Below are 12448 nucleotides of genomic sequence, written 5' to 3' on the forward strand. Positions count from 1 at the left end.
CGAACATGTGACTGCCCTCATACGCTAGTAGATGTAGCAACCGCACAGCCGCCGGGTGACGACGCCCGGCCCCAGGAGGGAAACATGGCACAGGAATACCGCCAGGCCTTTAACCAGGCCGCTACCGATCCGGCCGCGTTTTGGCTCACCGCCGCCCGAGATGTGCAGTGGGACAAGGCGCCCACCCAAGCGATCGATGATTCGAAGGCGCCACTGTACAACTGGTTCCCGGACGGAAAGCTGAACCTATCGGCCAACGCACTGGATCGACATGTGGCTGCCGGGCGCGGGGATCAGGCCGCACTCATTTACGATTCGGCAATGCTGAATAGCAAAACCGAGTACAGCTACAGTGAACTTTTGCGCGAAGTGGAAATCTTCGCCGGCGTTTTGCGCGACCGCGGTGTAAAAACCGGTGACCGTGTCTTGATCTACCTACCGATGATTCCGCAGGCTGTCATCTCGATGCTTGCCTGTGCGCGCCTCGGTGCAGTGCACTCGGTAGTTTTTGGTGGTTTCGCTCCGAAAGAGCTGGCCGCTCGTATTACCGACTGCGAGCCGGTAGCCATCGTCACGGCCTCGGGCGGTATCGAACCCTCGCGTCATATTGAATACCTGCCGGCCGTCGCCGAGGCTTTGGCGCTCGCCGAAAAATCTGTGCGAGATGTCATCGTGAGCCACCGCGACGGGTTTGAACACAGCCCCAGTGAGTACCAGGACGCTTCCGAGGTCAATTGGCTGGATTGGGATGAGCTAGCCAAGGTGGCCCAGCCCGCCGCGCCAGTGTCACTGGACTCCACCCACCCGCTCTACGTGCTCTACACCTCCGGAACCACCGGTTCCCCTAAGGGAGTCGTACGCGATACCGGTGGTTACACCACGGCGCTGCAGTTCTCCATGAACGCGATTTACGACGTACACCCCGGTGACGTCATGTTTACCGCTTCGGATGTGGGCTGGGTCGTGGGCCACTCCTACATCGTGTACGCACCATTGATCGCCGGCGCGACCTCCGTACTCTACGAGGGCAAGCCAATTGGCACCCCGGATGCCGGCGTGTTTGGGCGCATTATCGAGGACCACAAGGTCACCACAATGTTCACCGCACCCACCGCGCTGCGTGCGGTGCGTAAGGCCGACCCGTCCGGAGCGCTGATCGCCGCTCATGACCTGTCCTCGCTGCGCGCACTATTTGTTGCCGGAGAGCGGCTGGACCCGGACACTTACCACTTTGCGGTGGATCTGCTGGGCATCCCGGTCGTGGATAACTGGTGGCAGACCGAAACCGGTTGGCCTATCGCCTCCAACCCGCTGGGACTGGAGGAGCTGACTGCGAAAGCCGGCAGCCCCACCACCCCGGTACCCGGTTTTAACGTAGAAATCCGTGACGCCCTCGGCGCTCAGGTAGCTGCTGGCGATGAGGGAAATATCGTCATCAAGCTGCCGTTGCCACCGGGCGCACTGACCACGCTGTGGGGCAATGACCAGCGCTTCATCGACACCTATCTCACGCAGATCGAAGGCTTCTACCTCACCGGTGATTCGGGCTTCCTCGATGAGGACGGTTACCTGTTTGTCATGGGGCGCACCGATGACGTGATCAACGTGTCCGGACACCGGTTGTCCACCGGCGCCATGGAGCAGGTGCTCGCCAGCCATCCGGCGGTCGCCGAATGCGCGGTGATCGGCATCAACGACGCACTCAAAGGCCAGCGTGCCAGCGGATATGTGGTGCTCAAATCCGGTGTGGACACGGACGAGGAAACACTGAAAAAGGAGATCGTTGCGCTGGTGCGCCAGCATATCGGACCGGTGGCGGACTTCCGTGAGGTGACCGTGGTGGCCGGGCTGCCGAAGACGCGCTCGGGAAAGATTCTGCGCAAAACCATGCGGCAGATCGCCGACGGCAAGGAGTACACGGTGCCTTCGACCATCGAGGATCCAGCGGTGCTCGATGACCTTGCGAACTACCTGCGCCCGCAAGGATAATCAGCACCACTAAAGCACTCAAGGCCTGTCCGAACCACAGAAATCGTGGGGGACAGGCCTTGAAATGTTTTGCGGGGTTAGATGCTCACGCCGAAAACCCACGGAACCAACGTGTAGATGGCGCCCACGATCAGCACCATTGAGATCAGGTTCAGCCAGACGCCGGCTCGTACCATCTGCCTGATGGAGACCTCGCCGGATCCGAAAGCCACGGCATTGGACGGGGTAGCTACCGGCAACATGTACGCGGAACACACCGCCAAGGTCATCACGATGATCATCAGCAACGGATCCACGCCGACGCCGACTGCCACCGCACCCATGATCGGGAAGAATGCGGCAGCGGTGGCCGTATTGCTGGTTAGCTCGGTCAGGCCCAAGCCAACAAGCGCGGCCACGAGCAGGACGAGGATTGGTGGCAGGTCTCCGAGCGTGCTCACCTGATCGCCGATCCACTTTGATAGCCCAGTGGAGGTGAACATCGCCGATAGCGACAGGCCGCCGCCGAAAAGTAGCAGCAGACCCCAAGGGATATCACGCGCCGATTCCCATTTCAGTAACGGGCCGGCGCTCTTGCCCGCAGGAACTAGGAAGCAGGCTATGGCCGCGCCCATCGCAACCTGAGTATCCGAGATTTCGCCGAGGAACGGCATCGACTGCGCAATTGCGGGAATCTTAGCGATAAATGGCAGAGCAACCCAGCAGAAAATCGCGACCAGGAAAATCGCGGCAACGCGACGTTCGGAGGTGGACATGGTGCCCAGCTTTGTCAGTTCGGCGCGAATCAGATCCTTGCCACCGGGGATTTGTTTCAGTCCGGTGCGGAAAACCAGTTTGGTCAGCACCAGCCACGCGACCAGCAGCATGAAGACTGCTACCGGGACGCCCACGAGCATCCACTTGCCGAACTGCATCTCGTAGTTCAGCTCTGCATCAAGGTATGCAGCCATCAACGCCATCGGTGGCTGACCGATGAGCGTGGCCATGGAGCCGATGGTCACACCGTAGGCAATGCCCAACATCATCGAGGCTGAGAACTTCGCGTCTACGGCTTTGGGATCGATATTGCGGACCAGCTGCAGGATCGAGACACCGATCGGGACCATAATCACCGCGGTGGCGGTGTTGGAAACCCAGGCCGAGATAAACGCGGAGGCAAGCATCAGCCCGAAGACGATCTGATCCGGACGTGTGCCTACGGCACGGATCGTGAGCAGTGCGATGCGCCGGTGAAGATTACTGCGCTCCGTGGCGAGCCCCAGGATCACGCCGCCCATGACGAGGAAAACTACCGGGTTGGCGTAAGGCGCGGCCACGTTGGTCATCGTGTCCATCCCGAATAACGGGAAGAGTACCAATGGAAGCAGCGAGGTCACTGGAATAGGTGCGGCTTCGGTGATCCACCAGATTGCCATCCACGCGGCACACCCGGCGACTGCCTGTCCCTGGAAGGATAGTGACTCGGGTAGGGCCAAGAAAAGGAGAAAACCAACTAAGGGGCCAGTAAGCAAGGACAGCAGCTTGCGGCTCGGCGGAGCGGTCGTCGGCGCGGAGGGTTCGACGCGTGCTGCATCGCTCACGCTGATTTGCACATCTTGTGACAAGGATGATCCTGAGGGGCTTGGGCGAATGTTACTTCGCTAACGTAGCCCTGAGAGCTAGGTAACTGAAATACTTATTTGCGCGCCACTAGGATGCTGGGCCTATCAATTGAGCCCAGATAGCAGATCAACGTCGCGCATCCTTCGAAAAGAAAACGCAAGCAGGGCAGCTAGTCAGTGCGAATTGTGCTGGTATTCAAATTCCGGCCGGCCACGGGTGCCATGGCGTGGTTGTTTCACCGCGGTCTTAACCAACGCCAAATGTTCTAGGTATCGGCGGGCAGTCACCCGCGAGAGTCCTAATTCCTCACCCAGTTCGGTAGCCGAAAAGGCGCGGGTCGGGCTGGACGCCAAATGGTTTTGGACCTGTTCCAGCGTTTGGCTGATCAGTCCCTTGGGCAGCGACACTGAGGCGCTAGTGGTGCGCAACGCCGAAAACGCGGTATCCAAGGCGGCCTGCGAGGTGGAGGACCCACCCGAGCGCATGGTCGCAATAAACGCCCGATGGTTTTCCAGTTTTTCGGCAAAGACCGCGAAGCTAAACGGCTTGATCAGGTACTGGGTGATTCCCGTAGCTACCGCAGATCGGACCACGGCCAGGTCACGCACCGCGGTAATGGCAATAATATCGAGCGTATAACCGCGCCCGCGCATTCGGCGGGCCACGTCAATTCCGTGCAAGTCCGGCAGCGTCATATCCAGCAGGACCAAGTCGAAGGGGGCACCTGCCTCGTGGGCGTCGCTGAGCATTTGCAGTGCGCCGTACCCATTGGCAGCGATGGCGCCGGTGCGGAACCCGGGAACCCGATCCACATACATGGCGTGGGCGCGGGCGGTCTCCGGTTCGTCGTCAACCACCAGTACCCGGAAGTCGCTGCTCGGCTCGGTTAAGCTCACGCGCTGTCCTCCTCAGGCAGAACCGGCAGGGTGACGGTGAATATCGCCCCGGCATCGTTGTCTATGGTCATTGTTCCATGAAGCCGCGTCACCGCCTGCTGCACCAGAGCGAGCCCGAGTCCGCGCGGCGCGTTGCCCTGTTTGGTGCTCACTCCGAAACGCAGCAGGTTTTCCAGGAATTCGGGTTCGATGCCCGGCCCGGAATCCGCGACGGAGATGATCACCTCGTCCGCGAGGGCATTAACTTCCACCCAGACGGTCGACTCCTCGGTACCCACCGAAACGTCCAGCGCATTATCCAGCAAGTTGCCGACGATGGTCACGATGTCGGTGGCGTGGAAGGTATCCGGGCGGACCACCCCGGTGGCGGTAATGCTGAGGGTGACTCCGCGTTCGTGGGCCTGTGCCGATTTAGCGACCAGCAAACTAGACAGGTACACGTCATCGATGTTTTGCACGATCGCGTCGGTGAGCGCTTGGGAATTTTGCCGGTCATCGACGGCGAAGGCCAGCGCCTTGTCCGCGCTGCCATTTTCGATCAGCGTGGCGATGGTATGCAGGCGGTTGGCGTGCTCATGGGTCTGGGCACGTAGCGCGGTGGAGAAAGTTTTCAGCGACTGCACTTCGCCGGTCAGTTCCTGCACCTCGGTCAGATCACGCAGGGTGAGCACCTGGCCGCTGGGTGCCTGTACTCGCAGCCAGCGCAATGGCAGCCGGTACCTGCCGGGCAGCTGGGTTCCGGTCAGTCTGGCGTTGCTCTGTGACACTGCAAGCACCGAGTTGTGGCCCAAGTGGATTTCATCGCGCGCGGCCCGGCCGCTGGACATTAATTCACGCAGGGTGTCGGGCAGCTTGGCGTCCGAAAGTTCCAAACCGTCGCCCGGGGCCTGCGCCGGCAGCTTTAAGAGGCGGGCTGCTTCGGAGTTATAGAGCACAATGCGGTGCCTGCGGTCCAGCAGAATCAATCCCTCGCGTACCGAGTGCAGTGCGGAGAAGTAGAACGCGTAGAGCCGGCGCAGCCCGTGCGGGCCGAAGCCCAGGGTGGCGCCTTGAATGTATTTGGAAAATGACCAGGAAGTGAACCCGGCCAGCAGCAGCGCAAACAGTGAGACCAGCAGGATTTACGGCAGCTCTTCGCGGTAAAGCACCTGCAGACTTTCCAGCGTGATGCCGGTGGCGACCATGCCCACGATCTTCCCGTCCTTCGCGTAGACCGGGGCGATGGTTCGTACCGAGCGTCCTAGGGTGCCGACCGCCTGCTCGGAGAAGACCTCACCGCTCAGGGCTTCTGCGGTGGACCCGGAATAGGGCTTACCCAGTTGCGCCGGGTTGGGGTGGGTCACACGCAACAGGTCCGGGGTCATGATGGTGATGAAATCAATGGTTTGCGCGTGGCTCAAAATGTCCTGGGTATAGGGCTGCAGGCTGGCGCTGGGGTCATCTTCTTGCAGGGCGTTGGCCACGAAGGGGTCGTTGGCCAAGGTAGTGGACACGGTGGCAACCGTTGATTGCCGTACGTCCAGGGCCACTCGGGCCACGTGCTGATAGGAAGCGATGCCAAGCCAAACGATCACCACGATGACCAGCAGCATTTGTGCGGCAAAAATACGGGCGGCAAATGACCAGCCGTCGCGGGTCAACGGGACCGGTGCGTTGGCTGCGGCACTATCGTGCTGGTCGCTGGCCATGAACTTGGCTCCGTGATCGAACGTTAAAGTTTTGCTGTGTGAACAATATGAACGCAATAGAGATGCACATCACCCGAGCGCGCACCATTGAACAAGAACGATCTTACGCGCCAGCCTGACAATGCAGTCCAGCTGGCCCCTCGGCATATGAAGGCTGGATTCACCATGGCTGTCACAGAACAAGTCCCGCAGAACCCGGAGTCGCAGACGCCGGTCAAGAAAAAAGACCGCACTCACTGGCTATACATCATGGTGATCGCCGCGGTGATCCTCGGCGCGGCCGTTGGCCTGATCTTCCCTGAACTCGGCAAGGCGCTTAAGCCGCTGGGCACCGGCTTCGTCGCGCTGATCAAGATGATCATCGCCCCGGTGATCTTCTGCACCATTGTCCTTGGCATTGGCTCGATTGCCAAAGCGGCTACGGTCGGCAAGGTGGGCGGCTTGGCGCTGCTGTACTTCATGACGATGTCTACCTTCGCCCTGGCCATCGGCCTGCTGGTGGGTAACTTGATCCACCCGGGTGAAGGCCTTGAGCTCAAGCCTTACGAAGCAGGTGGCGCAGGTGAAGAAAACGCCACCGTCGCGTTCCTGCTTGAACTGATCCCCGGCGATCTGCCGGTCTTGCCAACCCTGGTCCTCGCGCTGATCGTCGGTTTCGCTTTGCAATCGATGGGCAAGTCCGGCGAGCCGGTGCTGAACGCCGTCAAGAGCATTCAGCAGGTTGTTTTCCGAATCATGATGATGATCATGTGGATCGCGCCGGTTGGCGCTTTCGGTGCCATCGCCGCAGTGGTTGGCGCCACCGGTTGGGCAGCCATCGGTTCCATGGCGATTCTGATGGGCGCCTTCTACGCTACCTGTGCAGTATTTATCGTGGTCATTCTCGGAACCATGCTGCGCCTGGTGACCGGGCTGAACATCTTCGCGTTGCTGAAGTACCTGGCCCGCGAATACCTGCTGATCTTCTCTACCTCTTCGTCCGAGTCGGCGCTGCCACGCCTGATCGCGAAGATGGAGCACGCCGGCGTCTCCAAGCCAGTGGTGGGCATCACCGTGCCAACCGGTTACTCGTTCAACCTTGATGGCACCGCCATCTACCTGACCATGTCGGCGCTGTTCGTTTCCACCGCTATGAACATGCCGATGAACCTCGGCCAACAGATCGGCCTGTTGCTGTTCATGATCATCGCTTCCAAGGGGGCTGCCGGTGTCACCGGTGCCGGCCTGGCAACCCTGGCAGCCGGCCTGCAGGCTCACCGTCCGGAACTGCTCGGCGGTATGGGCGTTATCGTGGGTATCGATAAGTTCATGTCCGAGGCTCGTGCGCTGACCAACTTCACCGGCAACGCCGTGGCCACCTTGCTAATTGGCAAGTGGACCAAGGAGATCGATATGGAGCAGGCCCGTGCCGTGCTGTCCGGCGAGCGTCCGTTCGACGAGCAGTCGATGGATCCAGACGCCCACTAATCTAGGCGCACTCTAAAAATCAAAAGTCCGCGGTTCCTCCACTGGAGGGTCCGCGGACTTTCGTGTTTATGTTGGGAAACTAGGTCGATCTAACGGTCATTGGCTTGGCCCATTGGCAAGGACCGCACACAAGGCAATCGCCGGCATTGCGTAGCTGACGTTTTCCTAGGCTCAGTTGGGACGCCATGGCGAACCAATCTTGGGGTCAGCTCCTAGAACTAGTCCTTGGCAAGGCGAACCGTTGTAGTGGTGCCCATAATGCCGGCTTCGTAGCTGATCTGTTCGTCGCTGAATGTGAATTCTTTATTGTCCGAAGTCGAAGCCAGCAACGCGCTATCGGTAGCTCCTTTATCCCGTTTCGAAGTCCAGACGTACGACTCCGCAGCTTCGGTAGGAGATTTAAAAGTGCCAACCCAATACACGGACTTTGTATCACCATTATTGGTCACCCAATCTATGGTGATCGTGTCATCGGTGACGGTGGCACTTTGGAAGGCATCGTCGCTTTGGGAGTTTACCTGTTTCCAGTGCCCAGTCAGGTCCGCCGGTTTCGCTTCCTGTACGACTTGTGCGTTGGTTTTCTCCGCGGGTTGATCGGTAGCCGTAGGTGTATTGGAGCATCCGACGAGCATTACGGTGAGCGCAAGAGCGATGGGTGCGAGTGATTTTCTCATTCCATCAGTGTTTCAAGCGCAGACATTACTATGAAGTAGTTGAACCTTGAAATAAAAATTCGATCCACGCTGCACTGATTTTCTCGCTGCTCTGCCTCTCTGAGATTATCGGGTTAGCTCGACTGGGGTAAGTTGCCTGTCCTCCCGCGGAGTTTAGGGCAGCGGAATAACTAGTGCTCCGGCGAGCACGACGCGATTTCCATCGGGATCCGCCAACTGTAGGATATGCGCACCCCCACCTAATTGCGGACCCTGATGCGCAACTCCGACCTCGAGCAGCCGGGCGGCCTGGGCATCGAGGTCGGACTCGTCGAGCACAATGGTTGAGTTGCCGGCGCGGTCAGGTTCAGACCAGACTTGCACGCCGTAGCCTCTGCCTAGGTGCCATTCAAGCAGGCCTGGCATGGGCCGTTGATCCGGTTTGCGCCCGAACAAGATGGTGTACCACTCTTCGGCACGCGCTAGATCGGTTACCGTGCAATTGGCAAGTATTCCTTTGATCATGGCCCTGTCCTTTGTTGCTGGGTTCGGCATGTTGTGTTCCAGTCGACCACGGCAGTTGGACTGCTGCAAGCTTTTTGAGCAGACCGGTTTCCTCAACTACGAGCTTGGAATTTCTCCGACGCGACGGCCAAGGAATGCAACGAGCTCTTCGATCGCGGGCGCATCATCCGCGATGGCCTGGGTAGGGGCTAAGCGCCCGTTTCTGGACTGGTCCGCGAGCTGAAGCTGAACGAACTGCAAGGCTTGTTCTGCCATGGCTTCTTACGGCTCTAGTTGCTGGCCGGTGGCTATGGCAAGATCCCAGCTAAGTGCGAGCAGATCGTACATTCGAATCTGCAACAGCTCCTGACCGGTGGCTGCACCCAGTGGGCTCTGAAAGCTTCGTTTAAGCGCTCAGGGATGCTCGAAGGTGGCGAGCAGCCGGGCAGAGGAATCGAGGTAAGCAGCGAGCAGATCATCGTCTAGGACGTCAGTCGTACGCTGCGGTGGCGACTGCTCGGTCATAAATGCGGCGAAGACGAGGTTCATGCCCACCAGATGCGCCACCAAATCATGCAAAGTCCAATCCGTGCACGGGGTGGGTGCCGAGAATTGCGCGGGCTCATTCCCCAAAATGAGCCGTGCGACCGAGGACAATGCGTGCTCAAGCTGTTCGACCGTTATCTGCTGTGCATTGCTCATGATTCCTTCAAATGCTTGATACGGTCAGCTGGGGAACCGGGGAGCGGAATCCACCGCTAGCGTTTCCCTCAGCCGTTTATCGAATATAGCGTCCTGTGGCAGGTGTTCTGCCATCGACGAGCTTCGTTCGATGTAGTGTGAATGGTTACCAAAAGTGGCACAGAGATCCGCCGAGCGGTTCATGGGGGAGCATCGTCGAATCGGCGCGGAGGCCGCGAATTCCTCGCGGATCCTTCATTCGTTGGCACCACGAGAGTACGCCCAGCTCCCTTACAACATTTGAGTTAAGGTTCAAGGTAAAGGCTCGCCGTATAACGGCCCTATACACAAGAATTATTACGCCGAACCGTTAACCTTAAATCAAGTACATCGTCCGATCCGAACGGGAAGCGTGGTTCACCCATCGTGAGCGAACAGCAGGGAAGCAAGCAGCGTGGCACAGGAATGCTCAAGGAACCTCGTCCGTTGGGCCCCACAGGTAAACCGCTAACCGAGTTCCCGACCCCGCAGCCCCTGCCTTCGCACGGGCCGGCGCGCGTGATCGCGATGGTCAACCAGAAGGGTGGCGTGGGTAAAACCACCTCCACCATCAACCTCGCCGCGGCGCTCGCCGAGTACGGTCGCAAGGTGCTATTGGTTGATTTTGACCCACAGGGCGCGTTATCTGCCGGTTTCGGTATGAACCCGCACGAGCTGGATATGACCGTTTACAACGTGCTCATGGATCGTAAAGTTCAGATCACCGATGCGATCCGAACCACCGACGTCGAGAATATCGATCTGTTGCCAGCCAATATCGATTTGTCAGCCGCCGAGGTTCAACTGGTCAACGAGGTAGCCCGCGAGCAGGCGCTGGAACGTGCACTGCGCAACGTGATCGACGACTACGACGTGGTGCTTATCGACTGCCAGCCATCGCTGGGCTTGCTGACGGTCAACGCGCTAACCGCCGCACATGGCGTGATTATCCCGCTGACCGCGGAGTTCTTCGCGCTGCGAGCTGTGGCGCTACTGATGGAAACCATTGACAAGGTCAAGGACCGACTGAATCAGGTTTTGGAGGTCGACGGCGTGGTAGCCACCATGTACGACGCTCGAACCCTGCACAGCCGCGAAGTGATGTCCCGTCTAGAGGAAGCCTTCGGGGACAAACTTTTCGAAACCGTCATCAAGCGAACCATCAAGTTTGCCGATGCCAACGTGGCGGCAGAACCAATTACTACCTACGCCGGTAACCACCCTGGCGCCGAGGCATACCGCAACTTGGCTAAGGAACTGATCTTCCGCGGTGGCGCCCCGTAATGAGCGCGCAGGCCGCAGAAAAAACCGCCACCGATTCATCCACGGATGAGACGGCTGGCGGTTTTCGCCTTGCACTAGAGAATTTTAACGGCCCCTTCGATGTCTTACTGCACCTGATCACCCAGCGTGAAATGGACATTACCGAGGTGGCCCTAGCCGAGGTCACCGACGAGTTCATCGCGTACTTGAAGGCGCTTCAAGGCACCGGAGACGGGCTGAAGCTGCTGGATGAAACCACCGAATTTTTGGTTGTTGCCTCCACCTTGCTGGATCTTAAAGCATCTCGACTGCTTCCGCGCGGGGAGATGGCCGATGCCGATGACTTCGAACTGCTTGAAGAGCGAGACCTGCTTTTTGCTCGGCTCTTGCAATACAAGGCGTTCAAGCATGCGGCTCAATTTTTGGGCGAGCGGTATCACGAGGAATCCTCTCGCCACCCACGCGAGGTTTCGCTGGAACCGCAGTTCGCAGCGCTGCTTCCGGACCTGATATTCAACATTGGACCGGAGAAGTTTGCGCAGCTTGCGGCTTCTGCACTGGCGCCCAAACCAGAACCGGTGACCGAAGTGGGATTGGCGCACTTGCACGGTGCAAATGTCACCATTGGCGAGGAAGCGGCAACGATGACCGCCATGCTCACCGAGCATGGCACCTTGGATTTTGTTGCGTTGATCGCAGATACCAATGAGCAGCTAGTCGTCGTGGTGCGTTTTCTGGCATTGTTGGAGATGTTCAGACAGAAGGTAATCGTGTTTGCGCAGGAGAGTCCGCTGGGACGGCTAGAGGTTTCTCTGGCAGGCGAGAGCGACTTTGATGTGCACGAGGTACAGGATCAGTACGAGGGGAGCGCAGGTGAGCGGGATCATGAGTGAGATTGCACCCATCGACGAGCTGCCTGGAGGGCTCAAATCGGGTCTTGAAGCGGTGCTGATGGTCGCCGATTCTCCCGTATCTACGGCACGTTTGGCCCAAATCTTCGACCTTCCAATAGCCCGGATCGCCACCACTTTGGAAGAACTCGCGACCGAGTATGATGGTAAAGATCGTCCGCGCGGATTTGAACTGCGCCGTGTCGCCTCTGGCTGGCGCTTTTACACGCGGACCGATTACGCCGATTTCGTCTCCAGTTATGTACTCGACGGGCAAACAGCACGCCTTTCACAGGCCGCCCTAGAAACTCTGGCTGTCATCGCTTACCGACAGCCGGTCTCGCGTGGACGTATTTCGGCGATTCGAGGTGTCAACGTCGATTCTGTAGTGCGCACGCTACTGACTCGTGGGTTGATCACGGAACACCCGGAGATTGGCGACGGCGGAGCGACGCTGTACCAAACAACCGAGTATTTCTTGGAACGACTGGGATTGAGTGCGTTGGAAGACCTTCCGGCGCTTTCTCCTTATCTTCCCGGGGTAGCCGACCTTGAATCGCTCGATTCGGCAACCTACGACGACTAGGCATCCGCGTATGAAACGGATGTCGACCGGACACCAGATGCGTTCCGCTTTTTAAGCGGTGCGCCCGCGATACTTAACAGACAAAGGAATTACGAACCATGAACAAGGGTTCCTCGGCACCGCGCAACTCGCGTGGCCCCAAGAGCTTCGGCGGCAAATCCGCTGGCAACAAGTCCTACGGCGATAAGCC

13 protein-coding genes are annotated in these 12448 nt (G+C 58.8%); 5 read left to right on the plus strand and 8 right to left on the minus strand.

Annotation, left to right across the window (positions count from 1 at the left end; all coding sequences use genetic code 11):
- Positions 1-84: 84 nt before the first annotated feature.
- Positions 85-1989 (plus strand): acetate--CoA ligase, encoded by a 1905-nt coding sequence (locus CIK74_RS17080; protein WP_096257576.1) that lies wholly within the window; start codon positions 85-87, stop codon positions 1987-1989.
- 77 nt (positions 1990-2066) lie between these two features.
- Here CIK74_RS17080 and CIK74_RS17085 read toward each other — a convergent pair whose 3' ends face one another.
- The 4 genes from CIK74_RS17085 to CIK74_RS17100 all read right to left on the minus strand — a co-directional run bounded on the left by CIK74_RS17085 (position 2067) and on the right by CIK74_RS17100 (position 6175).
- Positions 2067-3569 (minus strand): DASS family sodium-coupled anion symporter, encoded by a 1503-nt coding sequence (locus tag CIK74_RS17085; protein WP_096257700.1) that lies wholly within the window; start codon positions 3567-3569, stop codon positions 2067-2069.
- Positions 3570-3764: 195 nt separating this feature from the next.
- The gene (locus CIK74_RS17090) at positions 3765-4487 is read right to left on the minus strand and encodes a response regulator (protein ID WP_229677171.1); all 723 of its coding nucleotides are present in this window, start codon (positions 4485-4487) and stop codon (positions 3765-3767) included.
- Positions 4484-5452 (minus strand): ATP-binding protein, encoded by a 969-nt coding sequence (locus CIK74_RS17095; RefSeq protein WP_096257577.1) that lies wholly within the window; start codon positions 5450-5452, stop codon positions 4484-4486. The genes CIK74_RS17090 and CIK74_RS17095 overlap by 4 nt, the downstream gene beginning before the upstream one ends.
- 156 nt (positions 5453-5608) lie before the next feature.
- The gene (locus CIK74_RS17100) at positions 5609-6175 is read right to left on the minus strand and encodes a hypothetical protein (protein WP_096257579.1); all 567 of its coding nucleotides are present in this window, start codon (positions 6173-6175) and stop codon (positions 5609-5611) included.
- Positions 6176-6340: 165 nt separating this feature from the next.
- Here CIK74_RS17100 and CIK74_RS17105 point away from each other — a divergent pair, with 165 nt between their 5' ends.
- Positions 6341-7642 carry a cation:dicarboxylase symporter family transporter gene (locus CIK74_RS17105; RefSeq protein WP_096257702.1) on the plus strand — a complete coding sequence of 434 codons (1302 nt, stop codon included), beginning with the start codon at positions 6341-6343 and terminating at the stop codon, positions 7640-7642.
- Positions 7643-7860: 218 nt separating this feature from the next.
- Here the strand turns inward: CIK74_RS17105 and CIK74_RS17110 are convergent, their stop codons facing one another.
- From CIK74_RS17110 to CIK74_RS17120, 4 genes are all read right to left on the minus strand, one after another.
- Positions 7861-8316: a hypothetical protein gene (locus CIK74_RS17110; protein WP_096257581.1), complete on the minus strand. Its 456-nt coding sequence runs from the start codon at positions 8314-8316 to the stop codon at positions 7861-7863.
- Positions 8317-8469: 153 nt separating this feature from the next.
- Positions 8470-8820 carry a VOC family protein gene (locus tag CIK74_RS17115; RefSeq protein WP_096257582.1) on the minus strand — a complete coding sequence of 117 codons (351 nt, stop codon included), beginning with the start codon at positions 8818-8820 and terminating at the stop codon, positions 8470-8472.
- A 96-nt stretch (positions 8821-8916) separates the two neighbouring features.
- The gene (locus tag CIK74_RS18850) at positions 8917-9075 is read right to left on the minus strand and encodes a hypothetical protein (protein ID WP_170947928.1); all 159 of its coding nucleotides are present in this window, start codon (positions 9073-9075) and stop codon (positions 8917-8919) included.
- Positions 9076-9213: 138 nt separating this feature from the next.
- Positions 9214-9501: a maleylpyruvate isomerase N-terminal domain-containing protein gene (locus CIK74_RS17120; protein WP_096257584.1), complete on the minus strand. Its 288-nt coding sequence runs from the start codon at positions 9499-9501 to the stop codon at positions 9214-9216.
- A 444-nt stretch (positions 9502-9945) separates the two neighbouring features.
- Between CIK74_RS17120 and CIK74_RS17125 the strand changes: the two genes are divergently transcribed.
- The 3 genes from CIK74_RS17125 to scpB are packed head-to-tail and all read left to right on the plus strand — an operon-like array spanning position 9946 to position 12258.
- Complete coding sequence (locus CIK74_RS17125) at positions 9946-10803, plus strand: ParA family protein (protein WP_170947937.1); 858 nt, start codon at positions 9946-9948, stop codon at positions 10801-10803.
- Positions 10803-11675, plus strand: coding sequence for a segregation/condensation protein A (locus CIK74_RS17130; protein WP_096257588.1), 873 nt, complete (start codon positions 10803-10805; stop codon positions 11673-11675). Before CIK74_RS17125 ends, CIK74_RS17130 begins: the two co-directional genes overlap by 1 nt.
- The gene (scpB, locus tag CIK74_RS17135; RefSeq protein ID WP_096257590.1) at positions 11668-12258 is read left to right on the plus strand and encodes an SMC-Scp complex subunit ScpB; all 591 of its coding nucleotides are present in this window, start codon (positions 11668-11670) and stop codon (positions 12256-12258) included. Before CIK74_RS17130 ends, scpB begins: the two co-directional genes overlap by 8 nt.
- Positions 12259-12448 lie beyond the last annotated feature (190 nt).

The organism is Glutamicibacter sp. BW77 (assembly GCF_002332285.1).
Classification (GTDB): domain Bacteria; phylum Actinomycetota; class Actinomycetes; order Actinomycetales; family Micrococcaceae; genus Glutamicibacter; species Glutamicibacter bergerei.

Excerpts from the sequence above, each read along its gene's own strand:
- CIK74_RS17100 (WP_096257579.1), bottom strand. The coding sequence starts at position 6,175 with ATGGCCAGCGACCAGCACGATAGTGCCGCAGCCAACGCACCGGTCCCG.
- CIK74_RS17110 (WP_096257581.1), bottom strand. The coding sequence starts at position 8,316 with ATGAGAAAATCACTCGCACCCATCGCTCTTGCGCTCACCGTAATGCTC.
- CIK74_RS17120 (WP_096257584.1), bottom strand. The coding sequence starts at position 9,501 with ATGAGCAATGCACAGCAGATAACGGTCGAACAGCTTGAGCACGCATTG.
- CIK74_RS17080 (WP_096257576.1), top strand. The coding sequence starts at position 85 with ATGGCACAGGAATACCGCCAGGCCTTTAACCAGGCCGCTACCGATCCG.
- CIK74_RS17125 (WP_170947937.1), top strand. The coding sequence starts at position 9,946 with ATGCTCAAGGAACCTCGTCCGTTGGGCCCCACAGGTAAACCGCTAACC.
- scpB (WP_096257590.1), top strand. The coding sequence starts at position 11,668 with ATGAGTGAGATTGCACCCATCGACGAGCTGCCTGGAGGGCTCAAATCG.
- CIK74_RS17105 (WP_096257702.1), top strand. The coding sequence starts at position 6,341 with ATGGCTGTCACAGAACAAGTCCCGCAGAACCCGGAGTCGCAGACGCCG.
- CIK74_RS18850 (WP_170947928.1), bottom strand. The coding sequence starts at position 9,075 with ATGGCAGAACAAGCCTTGCAGTTCGTTCAGCTTCAGCTCGCGGACCAG.
- CIK74_RS17130 (WP_096257588.1), top strand. The coding sequence starts at position 10,803 with ATGAGCGCGCAGGCCGCAGAAAAAACCGCCACCGATTCATCCACGGAT.
- CIK74_RS17115 (WP_096257582.1), bottom strand. The coding sequence starts at position 8,820 with ATGATCAAAGGAATACTTGCCAATTGCACGGTAACCGATCTAGCGCGT.